The sequence below is a fragment of the Ruegeria sp. HKCCD7628 genome, from assembly GCF_057221005.1.
In genome coordinates, this window is sequence record NZ_JBWVBA010000003.1 from 355,496 (window position 1) to 371,423 (window position 15,928).

Genomic DNA, 15,928 nt, shown 5'->3' on the forward strand with positions numbered 1-15,928 from the left:
GGTATGAACTAACTACGCCCCGTATTTCCCGACGGGGCGTTTTTCATTTGGTTTGGGCAAAAGTCATTTGTAACAATTCTAAGAAGGTTTTATTAAGCCAATTCCGGTTTGACACTTTATTCCGAATGACGCGACCGTCGTCTTCTATCATAGGGCAACACTAAATGATTGATCTCAGTGGGCGTAAGCCTTTGCGAGAAAGTCGCAACTACCTGATTTTCGAGCACCCGGATCACGAAGACGCGCTGCTAAAGGTCAGAGCGGACATTCCTGTCAGAAATCACGCTGTCCAGCGCTATGCCGAAAGACGATACGGCAATTTACGCCAATGGAACCGCGAGGCTAACGAATACCTCGCCGCGCTGCACAGGGGGTGTCCAGAAATTGAGCGCCTTGCGCTGTTTATGGGTTATGCACCAACCTCATTAGGGCCAGCCATGGCCGTAGAAAAACTGACAGGTCCCGATGGCGGGTTGGCGCCGACGGTTTACAGTGAGTGGCTGTTGGTCAAAGACGATCCCGTTGGTCTGAAGCGTTTGCACGATGATTTCGCCGAGCTAATGGACGATCTGGAACGTGGACGGATCATCGTCGGAGACATGAGCCATGAAAACGTAGTGCGCGCTCAAGAGCGTGGCGGAAAGTTGACTGTCATCGACGGCGTCGGTGAGAGGGTTCTGCTTCCGCTGGCTCTGGTCAGTGATTTAGCTTTTCGCAAGTCGATACAACGTCGACGTGAGAGGATGCTTGGCATGCTGCGCCCGTAATTCGTCAGGGTTATTTCCGTTCGTGAAGAATATGTTCACGGATGCGGACTTTCGGCCAGGATAATCCAATGTGCAGAGATGACAGAATCGAGATTGGTTTTCTGCTGTTTGATGGCTTTCCGATGGCTTGCCTGACTTCGGTTATCGAACCTTTGCGTGCCGCCAACGAGATCGCAGGGCAGGAGACCTTTTGTTGGACGTTACTGTCCGAGCGCGGACAAAAGGTACGTTCTAGCGCCGAGGTGGGATTTGACGCAATGCGTGGCTTGCTGGATCACGGTGAAGTCGACATTCTGTTCCTTCTTAGTAGCCCGACCTCGAGGTTTGAAAACGCCAGCGCGGGAAATGCCGCTCTGCGCAGCCTTGGGCGACACGGTACAATTCTGGGTGGGATCAGCGGTGGTGTGTTCCCGCTTGTTCGCTCGGGCACAATGCAAGGGCAACCGGTCTCGGTTCATTGGTGCTATGAAGCGGCGTTCGAGGCCGAATTTCCCGATTTTGATGCCCGGAGTGAAGTCATCGTCAGAACCGCAACGCGCTACACTGCCGCCGGGGCCGCAGCAGGGTTTGATCTGGCATTGCATCTGATTCAGGATCGTCTTGGAGCGGAAATAGCGCATGAGGTTGCGTGTTGGTTTCAGCACCCCATGATGCGTGGAGCTGGGGTGCGCCAACAGGTGCCCAGTGCCACACAACCCGAAACGGGCGACAGTCTTCCGCCGCTTGTCGCGCGTTGCGTGGCGCTGTTTGGGCAGGATATGAGCGAACCAGTCTCGATCGCCGACGTCGCACGGGAAATAGGCGTCACTCCGCGCCAAATTGAACGTGCCTTCAAACGGGCAACCGGCAAAAGCCCCAGTCACTACTACAGGGCCATGCGTATGAAGGCCGCGCGGCAGATGGTGATGTATACAGCGGATCCGATCCCCGAGATCGCTGCATCGGTCGGCTATAGTTCCGCCGCGCCTTTGGTGACACATTACCGGGCTGCATTCGGACTCAGCCCGGCCGAGGATCGCCGCCGGATCAACCGGTTCCGGGTCCAGGGCAACGCACCACTTCCATCAGTTTAGTAGACTGATCGCATCGAGGTCAGCACAGCGTGATGTAGCGACCCGGCCGAGGATCGTGGACCGTATATGCTGTAATGATCTGCATCGCGGCACAAAAGGTAACACCCGACATGGTGGATCGAACAGCGTGCTGCGGTGCCGGGGGGTAGGCGGCGCAGGTCCAGTTGGCTTAGCAATTCCAACACTGACGGAATGCCATCACCGCGCAGGTCGAAGCGTACCCAGGCGTCGGTCTGTTCGGTGACGGACGCCGTATTCCCTACCGCTGCCTTGATCCGATCCGCAAGGTCTTGGTGTCCTTCATAGGGGGCCTCAATCATCCATTGATCGAGGCCGGACCAAAAGGCGGTTTTTTCGCCACCTGCTATGCGCTGGATGTCGGGTGCAGGCGCGCCGATCACGTTGGCCAGTGCCTCACGTGCCTTGGCTTCCTGTCCCAACCGGGCCGCGACCGAGGTCAGCGCCACGTCGGGCACCTCGGTGAATGTTACCGGCCCGACCGTGTCGACGCGCGGCGCGGCCCCGCCGAGGGCGGTTATTGCTACAAGATCATGCACGCAGACGTTCTCCTTCGGGGTCAATGAAATGGGCCGAGACAATTTCGACCTCGACCGTCAGGGCGGTCAGTGGCGAAACAAGGCGCATCTTCTCACCCATCCGCGCATCACCGCGTTTCAGCAGGCCCAGCCCGATATTGCTGTTCAGATTGGGCGAATAGGCCGCCGAGGTCACATAACCCTGATCATGCGCCGCATCGACCGGGCCATCCGTGTTCATCAAGTGGCCGCCAGCGGTGATATTTTCCTCGGGGTTGACCGGTTTCAGCCCGACCAGTTTCAGCACATCGTGCGCGGTCAGGGCCTCGCGTTCGCATAGAACTGAACCAATGCTGTCTTTCTTCTTTGATACCATCTTGCCCAGACCAAGATTCAGCGCCGTGGTGGTGCCGTTCAACTCATTGCCGACCGGGTGGCCCTTTTCGATGCGCATCACGCTCAGCGCTTCGGTGCCATAAGGGGTGACGTCAAACTCTGCGCCCTCGGTCATCAACCGCCGCATCAGCGCGTCTCCATAGCGCGACGGGACGGCAATCTCGAACGCCAATTCGCCCGAGAACGAGATACGGAACAGCCGCGCCCGTAATCCACCACAGACGGAGATCTTGCCGCAGGCCATGAAGGGAAACGCCTGGTTCGAAATATCAAATTCGGGGTCCACGATCTTTTGCAGAAGCTTGCGGGAATTTGGCCCTGCCACCGCGTATTGCGCCCAGCCATCGGTGGTCGAGATAAGCTGCACATCCATATCTGGGAACAGGCAATGGCGCACAAATTCCATGTGACGATAGACACTTACAGCATTTGCGGTTGTGGTGGTGACGACGAAATGATCCTCGGCCAGCCGCGCGGCGGTGCCGTCATCCATGACCATGCCATCCTCGCGCAGCATCAGCCCATAGCGGGTTTTGCCCACCGCAAGCTTGGCAAAGCCGTTGGCGTAGACGCGGTTGAGGAACGCGGCGGCATCCGTGCCCTGCACGTCGATCTTGCCCAGCGTGGTGCAATCGCACACTCCGACCGAGGCTCGGGTCTGGCGTACCTCGCGGTCGACGGACTCGCGCCAATGCGTCTCACCGGGCAGGGGGAACCACTGCGCGCGCAGCCAGTTCCCGGCCTCGACAAACACTGCGCCACGTTCCTTGGCCCAATGGTGTGACGGGGTCAGGCGGGTCGGGTGAAACTCTTTGCCCGTCATCCGACCGGCAAACGCGCCGATGGGAACGGGTGTGTAGGGCGGGCGGAAAATGGTGGTGCCGGTTTCGGGGATCGACTTGCCCGCAACCTCGGCCATGATCGCAAGACCCGTGATGTTGGAAGTCTTACCCTGATCAGTTGCCATGCCCAGCGTGGTATAGCGTTTCAGATGCTCGACCGAGCGGAAGCCTTCCTGATAGCTGAGCTTCACATCCTTGACAGTCACGTCGTTCTGTTGATCGACCCAGGCGCGTTTGCAGCCCTGCACATACCAGAACGGCTTTAGCGCAATGGGCGCGTCCTCGGCTTCTGGCAGGTCGGGCAGGGTGGTCAGGTCCAGCACGGCAGCGGCCGCTTCGGCTCCCGAGCGCAGTGCGCCATGGGTTGACATGACGCCATTGGCAGAACCCGCGACGGACATGCCAACCGGTAGGTTTTCTCCCGGAACGAAAGCAGCAAGGGCTTCGTTCCAAACAGGGCGTCCGCGTTGGTGGCAAGTCAGATGAACATTCGCGTTCCAGCCGCCCGACACGCCCAGCGCGCCACAATCCAGTGTCCGGGTCGAACCATCGGGCAAGGCGACCTCGACAAAGCTCAAGCCCAGACGGCCTTTGGTGTTCACGACCTGCGCGCCTTTCAGCACCTCATAGTCATAGCTGAGGGGGGCATCTTCGCGCACATCGACCACGGCGGCGATCTTGACGCCTTTGGCGTGAAGGTCCGAGGCCGTGCGGTGGCCGTCATCATTGTTGGTAAAGATCGCAACCCGAGGCGAAGCTGTCACCGCAAAGCGATTGACATAAGTCCGCAGCGCGCTGGCTGTCATGATGCCTGGTCGGTCATTGTTTTCAAACGCAATCGGCCGCTCGGTCGCCCCGGCACAGAGCAGCGCCTTTTGGCTATAGATCCGCCACAGGATCTGGCGCGGTTTGCCGGTGGGCAGCGAAGGCAGGTGATCTCCGGTGCGTTCGACGGCCCCGTATATGCCGTGGTCGAAAGCTCCGATCACCGTGGTGCGCGGCATCAGCCGGACGTTCGGCATTGCCGACAGTTCGGCCACAGCCTGTGCTGCCCAATCGGGCGCGCTGTGGTCGCCGACCGAGAAGGTCTCGCTGTTCAGACGTCCGCCCAGCGTGAAATCCTCGTCTGCCAGTATGACATCTGCGCCCGCACGCCCGGCGGTCAGCGCTGCCATCAGACCCGCAGGCCCGGCACCGATGATCAGCAGATCGCAGTGACGAAACCCTTTGTCGTATTCATCCGGGTCGGCCTGCATCGACAGTGAGCCAAGGCCAGCAGCGCGGCGGATGATCGGTTCGTACAGCTTCTCCCAAAACGTGGCGGGCCACATAAAGGTTTTGTAGTAGAACCCCGCCGACAGGAAGTTAGAAAACATGTCATTCACGGCCAACGCGTCGAACCGAAGACTTGGCCAGCGGTTTTGCGAGTTTGCGATCAACCCGTCAAACATCTCGATCGTCGTGGCGCGGGTGTTGGGTTCCTTGCGGGCACCTGCGCGCAGTTCCACCATGCCGTTGGGTTCCTCGGATCCCGCCGTCAGCAGCCCGCGTGGGCGGTGGTATTTGAACGACCGCCCGATCAGTCGCACATTATTGGCCAGCAGCGCAGAAGCCAGAGTATCGCCGGGATGCGCCGTATAGCTGCGCCCGTCGAAGTAGAAGTTCAGGGTCGTATCGCGGTCGATCTGCCCGCCGGTCAGCCGGTTCACTTGTGTCATTTCGAACGCCCCCGCGCGCGGGCCACATCGCGGGCCAGTTCAACCTTGGAAATCTCGTGGGTCAGAGTGTTGCGGGTGACAACTAGCCAAGACCGGTCCCCGGCTTCGTGATACCACAGCTCGCGGTGTTCACCGGCGGGATTGTCGCGCAGATAGGCATAGTCATAGAGCGCATCGGCGGCATTCTCGGCCATCCCGTCGGGCCGGTCGATCAGGGATGCATCGCCCAGATAGGTGAACTCTGAGGCATCGCGAGGCCCAAGCAGAGGGTGGTTGATGATCATATCCGTGGTCCCCTCTAGTGCAGGTTGGGCTGGTTGCCCGCGCCTTTTTCGTCGATCATCCGGCCAGTACGGAACCGGTCCAGACGATAGGCGGTGGCAACGGGGTGTGGTTCATCTTTTGCCAGCAAATGCGCAAAGCAATAGCCCGAGGCAGGCGTGGCCTTGAACCCGCCGTAGCACCAGCCGCCGTTGAAATAGAGTCCTTGAACCGGTGTGCGGTCTATGATGGGTGAGCCGTCCATCGACATGTCCATTACACCGCCCCACATCCGCAGCAGCCGCGCGCGGCCGATCATGGGCATCAGGGCCATGCCGCCCTCGCACACATCCTCGACCACGGGCAGGTTGCCGCGTTGGGCATAGGTGTTATAGCCGTCGATATCGCCGCCAAAGACAAGCCCGCCCTTGTCGGATTGGCTGACATAGAAATGGCCCGCACCAAAGGTGATGACGCTGGGCAGAACGGGCTTCAGCCCCTCCGACACAAACGCCTGCAACACATGGCTTTCAATGGGCAGCCGCATCCCGGCCATGCCCATCACGCGGCCCGAGTTTCCAGCGACCGCACAGCCCACTTTGCTGGCTCCGATAAAGCCTTTTGAGGTTTCGACGCCCAAGCAGGTGCCGTTTTCAATCCGCAGGCCCGTTACCTCGCAATTCTGGATAATGTCGACACCATGCAAATCCGCCGACCGCGCATAGCCCCAGGCCACCGCGTCGTGGCGTGCCGTGCCCGCGCGACGCTGGACCAGACCGCCTTTGATCGGAAACCGGGCGTCGTCAAAATTCAGATAGGGATGCTCGGCCCGGACCTGATCGGCGTCCAGCAGTTCCGCATCCGCACCGTTCAGGATCATCGCATTGCCGCGTCTGATATACGAATCGCGCTGGCCGTCGGTATGGAACAGGTTGATGATCCCGCGCTGGCTCATCATGGCGTTATAGTTGACGTCCTGCTCCAGCCCCTCCCACAATTTCAGCGAAAACTCGTAGAACGGCTCATTCCCGTCCAGCATATAGTTCGAGCGCACAATGGTCGTGTTCCGCCCCACATTGCCGCCCCCAATCCAGCCTTTCTCGACCACGGCTACATTGCGCTGACCGTAGACTTTGGACAGATAGTGAGCCGTGGCTAGCCCGTGACCGCCGCCGCCAATAATGATGACGTCGTAATGGGATTTGGGCTCAGGCTCGCGCCAGACCGGTTTCCAGCCTTTGTGGCCGGTCAGTGCCTCTTTGATGACTCGAAAGCCGGAATATCGCATGAATCGGACCTTTTTCGCCAGAATTCACTATTTTGGCGCGGTTTGATATCCTCGGATGCGACATAGACATGTCTGAATCAGACCCTTAGCAAGTCGTAAAACCACGCGGTGAAGGCGTCTATCTCGGCTGACCGGCGTTGGACGGCCAGAAAATACCCCTCGGTCGCGGGGGCAGTATGGTCCGAGGCCCGCACCACTTGACCAGAACCCAGCGCGTGGGCGGCGATCAGTTGGTTGACCAAAGCGACCCCGTTGCCGGACGCCGCCATCTGCAGCGCCAGACCATAGGAATCCACGAAATAAGTCGGGGTGCCCATGGTTTGGCCTGTTGTCTCGGCCCAAGTGACCCAGCTGTCCGAGGTGCCCACGGATTCGATCAGCGGCAGGGCCTCGCCCGCAAGCGCCGGGGATTTCACCGGCACAAGCCGATTAGGTTGTAGGGCCACCGCGTCCTTGCCCACCTGTTTCGCCGACCCAAAGCGGATTTCCACATCAGCACGCGCAGCGGCGTATTCGTCGGGCCAGATCGTGCTGACAAAGCGAACCGATGTCTCGGGGTGTTGCGCCTGAAACGCGGGCAGGGCGGGGGCGATCACCCATTCGATGATACTGATCGAGGCAGCAACTGTGATGTGGCGTGCCTTCTCCTCGGTCAGATAGGGAGAGGCAGCGGTTTCCAGCATCTCAAGCGCGGCCTCGACCTGCGGCAGCAATTTGCGCCCTTCGTCCGTCAGAGACAAACCGCGCGCGTGGCGGTGGAACAATACAACGCCCAGCCGCGTTTCCAGCGCTCGGATCTGCTGGCTGACGGCGGATTGGGTCAACCCGATCTCATCGGCAGCGGCGGTGGAGCTTAGCCGTCGGGCGGCGGCCTCGAAGGATCTGAACCATGTCAGCGGGGGCAGAGTTTTGGCCATCGGTAACCTACCTAGTAGTGATGTTAATACCTAAGGCTGAACTTCTTTCATTTGTCAAAACATGACTCTGCCGTGGATATTCCGCGCAACACGCAGGAGGACACCGTGCAGCCAGAAATCCGCAAAATTGTGACGTATGACGAAGAGGTTCTGATCGAAGGTTTCCGCCCGGCGGACCGCCCGTGGCGGATGTTCGCCGTAGCCGCTGTGATCAAGAACCCTTGGGCCGGACGGTATGTCGAAGACCTGCGCCCCGAAATTCTGGCCTATGGTCCGGTGCTAGGCGAGATGATGACCGAGCGGATGGTGGCGCTGGCCGGTAGCGGTGAGGCGATCGAAGCCTATGGCAAGGCGGCCGTGGTGGGTTTGGATGGTGAGGTTGAACATGCCTCGGGCCTGATCCACACGCTGCATTTCGGCAATTTCTACCGGCAGGCGGTGGGGGCCAAATCCTACCTGTCCTTCACCAACACGCGCGGCCCTGCGAATACGCCAATCATGGTGCCGATGATGGACAAGAACGATGCGGGCCGCCGGTCGCATTACTTGACGCTGCAATTCTCCATCCCTGATGCGCCTCGCGCAGATGAGGTCGTGGTGGTGCTGGGCGGGGCGACGACGGGGCGGCCACATCATCGCATCGGAGACCGCTACCAAGACCTGAAGGATCTGGGACATGACGTGGACAACCCGGCCTCGGTCTGAGATCGGCGGCCTCGCCGCGATTGACGCGGGTGAGGGGCCGCTGGTCGTCTTGCTGCACGGTGTTGGCCTGCGGGCCGAGGCGTGGGGCGCGCAGATTGATGCTCTGGTCGCGGCTGGGTTCCGGGTGCTGTGCCCGGACATGCCGGGGCACGGGGACTCAGCGTTTAACCCGGTCGAGGGACTAGAGAGCTATGCCGCACCCGTGGCGGCGCTGATTGACCAACCGGCCGTTTTGATCGGGCATTCGATGGGCGCACTGATCGCAACCCGGGTTGCGGCAGAGGGCGGAAACGTCAAAGGCGTGGCCGCGCTGAACGCGATTTTCCAGCGCTCGGATGAAGCCCGCACGGCGGTTCTGGCGCGGGCGCAGGCGCTGGATGCCGAGCGGGCCAATGACCCCTCGACCACGTTGCAGCGCTGGTTCGATGACAGGGCATCCCCCGAGCGGGACGCCTGCGATAGCTGGCTGCAACAGGTCGGGCCACGCGCCTACAAGGCCGCCTATACCGTCTTCGCCGAAAGCGACGGACCGACTGCTGAGCAACTTGCCGCGATCACCTGTCCGGCCCTGTTTCTGACGGGCGAGGATGAGCCAAACTCGACCCCGCGCATGTCGCGAGACATGGCCGCGCTTGCCCCGAACGGGCGGGCCGAGATTATCCCGAACGCGGCTCACATGATGCCGATGACACATTCCCAACAGGTCAACGCTACTCTGTTGTCGTTTGTTAAGGAGTGCCATTCATGACGCTTGATCCCCGCGCGCTGCGCGACGCTTTCGGCAGTTTCATGACCGGTGTGACCGTGGTGACGACACGCGATGCATCAGGCAACCCAGTCGGGTTCACGGCCAATTCGTTCTCGTCCGTCTCGCTGGATCCGCCTTTGTTGCTGGTCTGTCCGGGAAAATTCCTGTCGAGTTATGAGGTGTTTGCGGGCTGTAGCCACTTTGCCGTCAACATTCTGGCCGAGGGGCAGCAGGACGCCTCGAACACGTTCGCAAGCTATAAGGGCGACCGTTTCGCCAAAGTGGCCCACAGCACAGGGGCCCATGATCTGCCGCTGATCGACGGTGCGTTGGCGCAGTTCTGTTGCTCGACTCATCAGACGATCCCGGCGGGTGACCATACGGTGCTGATCGGGCAGGTCACGGATTTCTCGCATGCCGGGGGGCGGGGGCTCGGTTATGTGGGCGGCTCGTATTTCAGCCTTGGGCTGGAACAGGAGATGGACAGCGATCAGCCCACCATCTGCGGCGCGATCATCCGGGCCGACGACGCGGTTCTGATGGAGCGGCGGGGGACCACGCACAGCCCCTTCCACATCGCCGGTGCCGAGCCCGGCGGGCAGCGTCTGCGGTTGGCGCAGGGTCTGGCGGACCGGGGGATCAAGGCGCGGCTAGAGCAAGTCTATTCCTCGTTCAACGATGCGACGACCAAGCTGCATTACACGTTCTTTCTGGCGTCATTCGCCGGGGCAGCGATCCCCGAAGGGACCGAGTGGATCGCCATCGAACACCTGCCCAACCTGACATACGCCACCCCATCGGTGGGCAAAATGATAAGACGCTTTGCGCTGGAAGCGCGCGAAGGGGATTTTTCGCTCTACCTTGGCGATGCCGACCGGGGTGAGCTGCACAGTTTCGACAAAGGAGCCGGTTAATGGAGTTTTCTCTCTTTGCCCATATGGAACGTCTGACACCCGATCAGCCCCATAACGTGTTGCATGATGAGTTCGTGAGCCTCGTGAAAATGGCCGATGATGGCGGCATGCGCGCGGTCTGGACTGGTGAACATCACGGGATGGAATTTACCATCGCGCCGAATCCGTTCCTGTCTCTGGTCGATCTGGCGCATCACACCAAGAATGTGCGCTTGGGCACTGGTACGGTGATCGCGCCCTTCTGGCATCCGATCAAGCTGGCCGGTGAGGCCGCGGCTGCGGATCAGATGACCAAGGGCCGGATCGAGCTGGGGATCGCGCGCGGGGCCTATTCCTATGAATACGAGCGACTGATGCCCGGCATGGACGCGTGGGAGGCCGGGCAGCGCATGCGCGAATGCACCCCTCTGGTGCCGCAAATCTGGCGCGGGGATTGCGCGCATGAGGGCGAGTTCTATTCGTTCCCGGCGGCCACCTCGGCCCCGAAACCGTATCAGGAAAATGGCCCCCCTATCTGGATCGCCGCGCGCGATCCCAACAGCCACGAATTCGGTGTTCACAACGGGTTCAACATTCAGGTCACACCGCTGTGGCAGGGCATGGAAGAGATCGAAACGCTGATGGGCCGTTTCAATGCCGCCTGCGAAAGCTATTCCGGCCCACGCCCCAAGATCATGCTGTTGCATCACACCTATGTAGGTGCGGATGAAGATGACGTGGCGCAGGGTGTGCAGGAATTGCGCCGTTATTACAATTACTTCGGCGCATGGTTCCTGAACAAGCGGCCCGTCCAGCAAGGGTTGATCCAACCGATCTCGGATCAGGAGATGGACGCCAACCTGATGTATACGACCGAGAAACTGGGCCAGGATCTGACCGTTGGCACAACGCAGCAGGTGATTGACCGGATCAAACGGTACGAGGATTTGGGATATGATGAGTTCTCGTTCTGGGTTGACAGCGGCATGACCCATGACCGCAAGCGCGCCTCGTTGGCGCGGTTCATCGACGAAGTCATGCCAGCCTTTCAGTGAGGAACACCATGGGAAACCTTCCACATTTTCAGCTTTTCATTGACGGCGCATGGTCCGAGGGTGCGGATGCGCAGGTCATGACCTCGGAAAACCCGGCCACCGGGCAGGGCTGGGCCACGTTCGCCTGCGCCGCGCCCGATGACGTGAACCGCGCTGTGGCCGCAGCCAAGCGCGTGCTGGACGACCCCGCATGGCGCGACATGACGGCGACAGCGCGCGGTAAGTTACTCTACCGGCTGGCTGATCTAGTGGCGGAGCACGCACAGAAGTTGGGAGAGCTGGAGACCACCGACAGCGGCAAGCTGCTGGCGGAAACGGCGATGCAGACGGGCTATGTGGCTGACTATTATCGCTATTTCGCGGGGCTTGCGGACAAGGTCGAAGGCACTGTCTTGCCCATCGATAAGCCCGACATGCATGTGTTCACCACGCGCGAACCAATCGGTGTTGTCGCCGCCATCGTACCGTGGAATGCGCAGATGTTTCTGACAGCCACCAAGCTGGGCCCGGCGCTTGCGGCGGGGTGCTCGGTTGTGCTGAAAGCTTCGGAAATCGCTCCCGCGCCGATGTTGGATTTCGCGCGGCTGATCGAATTGGCCGGGTTCCCGCCCGGCGTTGTTTCGGTCATCACCGGTGATGCCCAGAACTGCGCCATCCCGCTGACTCGCCACGCGGATGTGGACCGCATTGCCTTTACCGGAGGGCCCGAGACTGCACGCCACGTGGTGCGCAACTCGGCCGAAAATTTCGCGGTGACCTCGCTGGAACTGGGCGGCAAATCTCCAATCCTTGTGTTTGACGACTCCGATCTGGACGGGGCCGCAAACGGGCTGATCGCCGGGAATTTCGGGGCCTCGGGTCAAAGTTGCGTGGCGGGAACACGGGGGTTGGTGCATCGTTCGATCCTTGAGCCGCTGATCGAAAAGATTTCACAAAAGGCCAGCGCCATTCGGCTGGGCGATCCGCTGCAGCCCGACACCCATGTCGGCCCGCTATGCACCGCCGCGCAGGTCAGAAAGATTGAGGCGACACTGGCCACAGCCCAAGGGCAGGGGGCGAGGATTCGCTTTGGCGGCGCGCCCGCAGATCGTCCGGGCAATTACATGACGCCCACGCTGGTCGAATGCGCAGTGCCTGAGACCGAGACGCTGAAGGTGGAGATGTTCGGGCCGGTCATGTCTCTGCTGCCGTTCGAGACCGAAGAAGAGGCCATCGCGCTTGCCAATTCCACGCCTTATGGTCTGGGGTCCGGCGTCTTCACGCAGAATCTTGCGCGGGCGCATCGGGTGTCGAAACGCATCCGCGCGGGGATTTGCTGGGTGAATACCTATCGTGCGATTTCCCCGATTGCGCCGTTTGGCGGGTTCAACCAATCCGGCTATGGACGCGAGGCCGGGGTTGAGGCCATTCTGGATTACACCCGCACGAAAACCACGTGGATCAGCACTGCGCAAGAGCCGATGGCGAACCCGTTTGTGATGCGCTAAACCTGTGGAAACACAGGGAGAGCGCGCATGAAACTGAAGACACCTCACTTCCCAGCCCCCGCAGATGCGGGGGCGCGTAAGGACATTCCTCCGCTCGTCTGCTATCCGCCGGATACGCTGCCCCAACCCGATATCGCCGGGCTGAACACCCTGCGGCAAAGCGCGGTTAAAACGGCTGAGGCCACGGCGGCCCCGCGCGATGCGGCCTGTATCGAGGTGCCCGCCGGGGCCTTTGTGCGCGTGGTGTCGGTGGATGGCCCGCAGGTCGGCGATCTGAACATGTGGAACAAGCATGACCTGACCGAGCGGTTCTATTCCGGCAAAACCCGCGCGTTGCACGGTACGCACCTTTCGACCGGCGACCGCATGTGGTCCAGCTTTCCCAACATGCGCCAGATGGCAACCATCGTGGGGGACACGCTGGATTGGTACGGGTTCGATGCCTATGGCGGCTCGGTCCATGATGTGATCGGGACGCGCTGTGATCCCTATACGGGGCGGCTGCTGTCGGGGGACGACTATCACTATTGCTGCCATTCCAACCTGACCCGCGCTTTGGCCGATCATTGCGATCTGCCGCTGCACGAGGCCGAGATGCATGTGCATGACGTACTGAACGTCTTTATGTGCACGGGCTTTACCCGCGATACCGGTCAGTACTTTATGAAGGCCAGCCCGGTGCGCCCGGGCGACAACCTTGAATTCTACGCCGAGATTGACCTGATCGTGGGCCTTTCGGCCTGTCCCGGCGGCGATTGTTCCTCCGAGCATTCCTCGGACGTCGCCGCCTGTTACCCTTTGTTGATGGAGGTCTATGACCCCGGCGTGGATGCCCGCGCGGCCCATGTTCAGCCGCCGCGATCCGCCTATGACCGGACCCACGGCACGGGCTAGGCGATCAGGCGGCGGCCCAATCGGTCGAGCATCCGGCAACACAGGTCCAGCTGCTCGATCTCGACATATTCGTCGGCCTTGTGCGCCTGTGTGATCGAGCCCGGGCCGCAGACGATAGCGTGGACGCCAAGCTGCTGGAACAGACCGGCCTCGGTGGCGAAGGCGACCGTGCCGGTGCCATTGGCGCCGGTCAGCTCGGCCACCAGTTTGCGGGCGGCGTTGTCCTCCATCGGCTCGAGCCCTTGCACCTCGGCCACCACGTCTTGGGTGATGCTGGCCTCGGGGTGGACGGCCTTCATCTCGGGGAGCAGGGTGTGGGTCACGTAATCGCTGAGCGTCTGGTTGACGAGGTCGGCGTCACTGGCCTGCACCGGGCGCATTTCCCAACCGATCTCGGCTTTGCTGGCGATCACGTTATGGGCCACGCCGCCGTTGAAGAACCCGACATTGATCGTGGTCCATGGGGGTTCAAACAAGCTGCCCGCAGGGGCGCGGGATTTCAGAACATGGCGTAATTCCAACAGCTTTCCGACATAGCGTGCGGCGTATTCGGCAGCGTTCACGCCGTCATCGGGGGCCGAGCTGTGACCCTCCAGCCCGGTAAACCGCGTGGTGTATTCAAAGCAACCCTTATGGCCTTCGATCACCCGCATCTCGGTCGGTTCGCCGATGATTGCGATGTCGGGCACGATGCCACGTTCGGACAGGTCATTGACCAAATTCTGCGCGCCCAGACAGCCGGTTTCCTCATCATAGGTAAAGGCGAAATGCAGCGGTTGGGTCAGTTTTTCGACGTCTAACGCTTCGGCAAAGGCCAGAGACGCCGCAATAAACCCCTTCATATCGCAGGTGCCGCGCCCATACAGGCGGCCATCACGCTCAACCATTTCGAACGGGTCCGTGGTCCAGTCCTGATCGGCCACGGGCACGACATCTGTATGGCCGGACAGCAGGATGCCGCCGGGCATGTCCGGGCCGAGTGTGGCAAAGACATTGGCCTTCTTGCCTGTCTCATCGCGTGTCTCGATACAGCGCGCACCCAAGGCCTGAAGTTGGTTGGTCAGGTATCGGATGATCTCAAGGTTGCTGTCAGCGGATACCGTTTCAAAGGCGATTAGATCGGCGAGGATTTTGGTGGTTCTGGTCAGGGTCATGGTTTCACGAACAGTTTGCGGGGCCGGTTGCATAGGCATTCTGCAGGGCCGGAATCGGTGATCAGGATGGTCTCGGTGATTTCAAGGCCCCAGTCGTCTATCCACAGGCCCGGCATAAAGTGGAACGTCATGCCGGGTTCCAGCACCGTCTCATCCTCGGGGCGCAGCGAGATTGTCCGCTCACCCCAGTCCGGCGGATAGCTGAGGCCCACCGGATAGCCGCAGCGCGCACCGCGCTCGATTCCGGCGCGTTCCAGCGGAGCGGCCAGCGCCAGCGCGATGTCGCGCGCCTGATTGCCCGCACGGGCGGCGTCCAGCCCGGCCTCAAGCCCTTCGACCAGTGCGGCTTCGGCCCTTAGCAGGTGGTCGGGCGGCTGACCCAGAAAGACCGACCGGCAGAAAGGTGCGTGATAGCGGCGATAGCAGCCCGAGAGTTCGAAGAAGGTGCATTCCCCGGTTTTGAATGGCGCGCCGTCCCATGTCAGATGCGGGGCGGCGGCATCAGGCCCCGAAGGCAGCAGGGGCACGATGGCGGCATAGTCTCCCCAATCCTCACCCACGCCCGAGATCGCATCGTGATAAATCTGCGCCACCAGTTCGTTCTTGCGCAAGCCGGGTTCGATCCGTTCAATCACGCCATCAATCACATGTTCCGAAATCCGCGCAGCTTTGCGCATCAAGGCGATCTCTTCACCGGATTTCACGGCACGCTGCCAGTTCACCAAAGCGTTGCCATCGACCAACGTGGCCTGAGGCAATTCGGCGGCCAATGTCAGATGCGCCTTGGCCGAGTAATAGTAATTGTCCAACTCAACCCCGATACGCGCCTGCCCAAGGCCACTCTCAACCAGCAACTGAGCGAGGTCTTGCATCGGGTGCCGCTCTGTTGATTGAACATAGCCATCCGCATAGCTGTGAATGCGGTCATCGCTCATCCAGACCGTGCGCCGCGCGCCGTTGGCGTCCTGATTGCGGCCCCACCAGATTGGATCGGTATCGTGTAGAACGACGACGCCCTGATGCACGTAGAAGGACCAGCCCTCATAACCGGTCAGCCACGCCATATTCGATGGGTCCTGCACAAACAGGGCATTTAAACCAGCGGCTGCCATTGCGGAACGCGTCTTGGCAAGCCGGCGATCATATTCGGCGCGTGAAAAGGCCGGATTGGCATGAGGCATAGCAGCTCCAGTC

At 60.8% G+C, this 15,928-nt stretch carries 15 protein-coding genes; 8 read left to right on the forward strand and 7 right to left on the reverse strand.

Annotated elements, in window-relative coordinates; translation table 11 throughout:
- The first annotated feature begins 164 nt into the window (after positions 1-164).
- A complete protein-coding gene (locus tag AC2TAD_RS10230) occupies positions 165-767 on the forward strand; it encodes a YrbL family protein (RefSeq protein WP_170353040.1) in 603 nt (200 codons plus the stop codon).
- Positions 768-835: 68 nt separating this feature from the next.
- On the forward strand, positions 836-1,840 hold the full coding sequence (locus AC2TAD_RS10235; RefSeq protein ID WP_480867507.1) for a GlxA family transcriptional regulator: 1,005 nt from the start codon (positions 836-838) through the stop codon (positions 1,838-1,840).
- On the opposite strand, the gene AC2TAD_RS10240 is transcribed toward AC2TAD_RS10235, so the two are convergent.
- From AC2TAD_RS10240 to AC2TAD_RS10260, 5 genes are all read right to left on the reverse strand, one after another.
- Positions 1,837-2,397, reverse strand: a complete 561-nt coding sequence (locus tag AC2TAD_RS10240) for a sarcosine oxidase subunit gamma (protein WP_480867509.1) — start codon at positions 2,395-2,397, stop codon at positions 1,837-1,839. The genes AC2TAD_RS10235 and AC2TAD_RS10240 overlap by 4 nt on opposite strands.
- A complete protein-coding gene (locus AC2TAD_RS10245; protein WP_480867510.1) occupies positions 2,390-5,332 on the reverse strand; it encodes a sarcosine oxidase subunit alpha family protein in 2,943 nt (980 codons plus the stop codon). The genes AC2TAD_RS10240 and AC2TAD_RS10245 overlap by 8 nt, the downstream gene beginning before the upstream one ends.
- Positions 5,329-5,616, reverse strand: coding sequence for a sarcosine oxidase subunit delta (locus AC2TAD_RS10250; protein ID WP_480867512.1), 288 nt, complete (start codon positions 5,614-5,616; stop codon positions 5,329-5,331). The genes AC2TAD_RS10245 and AC2TAD_RS10250 overlap by 4 nt, the downstream gene beginning before the upstream one ends.
- A 14-nt stretch (positions 5,617-5,630) precedes the next feature.
- Positions 5,631-6,881 (reverse strand): sarcosine oxidase subunit beta family protein, encoded by a 1,251-nt coding sequence (locus tag AC2TAD_RS10255; RefSeq protein ID WP_480867514.1) that lies wholly within the window; start codon positions 6,879-6,881, stop codon positions 5,631-5,633.
- A 77-nt stretch (positions 6,882-6,958) separates the two neighbouring features.
- Positions 6,959-7,798: a LysR family transcriptional regulator gene (locus AC2TAD_RS10260; RefSeq protein ID WP_480867515.1), complete on the reverse strand. Its 840-nt coding sequence runs from the start codon at positions 7,796-7,798 to the stop codon at positions 6,959-6,961.
- A 105-nt stretch (positions 7,799-7,903) separates the two neighbouring features.
- Here AC2TAD_RS10260 and AC2TAD_RS10265 point away from each other — a divergent pair, with 105 nt between their 5' ends.
- From AC2TAD_RS10265 to AC2TAD_RS10290, 6 genes are read left to right on the forward strand one after another with little or no spacing between them, the layout of a single operon-like run.
- Complete coding sequence (locus AC2TAD_RS10265) at positions 7,904-8,503, forward strand: amino acid synthesis family protein (RefSeq protein WP_480867517.1); 600 nt, start codon at positions 7,904-7,906, stop codon at positions 8,501-8,503.
- Positions 8,475-9,251, forward strand: a complete 777-nt coding sequence (locus tag AC2TAD_RS10270) for an alpha/beta fold hydrolase (RefSeq protein WP_480867518.1) — start codon at positions 8,475-8,477, stop codon at positions 9,249-9,251. Before AC2TAD_RS10265 ends, AC2TAD_RS10270 begins: the two co-directional genes overlap by 29 nt.
- Entirely contained in the window at positions 9,248-10,165 is a 918-nt protein-coding gene (locus AC2TAD_RS10275; RefSeq protein WP_480867520.1) for a flavin reductase family protein, read from the forward strand. Before AC2TAD_RS10270 ends, AC2TAD_RS10275 begins: the two co-directional genes overlap by 4 nt.
- Positions 10,165-11,199 carry an LLM class flavin-dependent oxidoreductase gene (locus AC2TAD_RS10280; protein WP_480867522.1) on the forward strand — a complete coding sequence of 345 codons (1,035 nt, stop codon included), beginning with the start codon at positions 10,165-10,167 and terminating at the stop codon, positions 11,197-11,199. The genes AC2TAD_RS10275 and AC2TAD_RS10280 overlap by 1 nt, the downstream gene beginning before the upstream one ends.
- A gap of 8 nt (positions 11,200-11,207) precedes the next feature.
- Positions 11,208-12,686: an aldehyde dehydrogenase gene (locus tag AC2TAD_RS10285; protein ID WP_480867524.1), complete on the forward strand. Its 1,479-nt coding sequence runs from the start codon at positions 11,208-11,210 to the stop codon at positions 12,684-12,686.
- A gap of 27 nt (positions 12,687-12,713) precedes the next feature.
- Positions 12,714-13,580, forward strand: coding sequence for an urea carboxylase-associated family protein (locus AC2TAD_RS10290; RefSeq protein WP_480867526.1), 867 nt, complete (start codon positions 12,714-12,716; stop codon positions 13,578-13,580).
- Here AC2TAD_RS10290 and argE read toward each other — a convergent pair.
- Positions 13,577-14,734, reverse strand: coding sequence for an acetylornithine deacetylase (gene argE / locus AC2TAD_RS10295; protein WP_480867528.1), 1,158 nt, complete (start codon positions 14,732-14,734; stop codon positions 13,577-13,579). The genes AC2TAD_RS10290 and argE overlap by 4 nt on opposite strands.
- Positions 14,731-15,915, reverse strand: coding sequence for a M24 family metallopeptidase (locus AC2TAD_RS10300; protein WP_480867530.1), 1,185 nt, complete (start codon positions 15,913-15,915; stop codon positions 14,731-14,733). Before AC2TAD_RS10300 ends, argE begins: the two co-directional genes overlap by 4 nt.
- Positions 15,916-15,928: the final 13 nt, after the last annotated feature.

What these genes read in the sequence shown, in the direction of transcription:
- AC2TAD_RS10230 (WP_170353040.1), top strand. Translation starts at nt 165, where the DNA reads ATGATTGATCTCAGTGGGCGTAAGCCTTTGCGAGAAAGTCGCAACTAC.
- AC2TAD_RS10235 (WP_480867507.1), top strand. Translation starts at nt 836, where the DNA reads ATGTGCAGAGATGACAGAATCGAGATTGGTTTTCTGCTGTTTGATGGC.
- AC2TAD_RS10245 (WP_480867510.1), bottom strand. Translation starts at nt 5,332, where the DNA reads ATGACACAAGTGAACCGGCTGACCGGCGGGCAGATCGACCGCGATACG.
- AC2TAD_RS10250 (WP_480867512.1), bottom strand. Translation starts at nt 5,616, where the DNA reads ATGATCATCAACCACCCTCTGCTTGGGCCTCGCGATGCCTCAGAGTTC.
- AC2TAD_RS10255 (WP_480867514.1), bottom strand. Translation starts at nt 6,881, where the DNA reads ATGCGATATTCCGGCTTTCGAGTCATCAAAGAGGCACTGACCGGCCAC.
- AC2TAD_RS10260 (WP_480867515.1), bottom strand. Translation starts at nt 7,798, where the DNA reads ATGGCCAAAACTCTGCCCCCGCTGACATGGTTCAGATCCTTCGAGGCC.
- AC2TAD_RS10270 (WP_480867518.1), top strand. Translation starts at nt 8,475, where the DNA reads ATGACGTGGACAACCCGGCCTCGGTCTGAGATCGGCGGCCTCGCCGCG.
- AC2TAD_RS10275 (WP_480867520.1), top strand. Translation starts at nt 9,248, where the DNA reads ATGACGCTTGATCCCCGCGCGCTGCGCGACGCTTTCGGCAGTTTCATG.
- AC2TAD_RS10280 (WP_480867522.1), top strand. Translation starts at nt 10,165, where the DNA reads ATGGAGTTTTCTCTCTTTGCCCATATGGAACGTCTGACACCCGATCAG.
- AC2TAD_RS10285 (WP_480867524.1), top strand. Translation starts at nt 11,208, where the DNA reads ATGGGAAACCTTCCACATTTTCAGCTTTTCATTGACGGCGCATGGTCC.
- AC2TAD_RS10290 (WP_480867526.1), top strand. Translation starts at nt 12,714, where the DNA reads ATGAAACTGAAGACACCTCACTTCCCAGCCCCCGCAGATGCGGGGGCG.
- argE (WP_480867528.1), bottom strand. Translation starts at nt 14,734, where the DNA reads ATGACCCTGACCAGAACCACCAAAATCCTCGCCGATCTAATCGCCTTT.
- AC2TAD_RS10300 (WP_480867530.1), bottom strand. Translation starts at nt 15,915, where the DNA reads ATGCCTCATGCCAATCCGGCCTTTTCACGCGCCGAATATGATCGCCGG.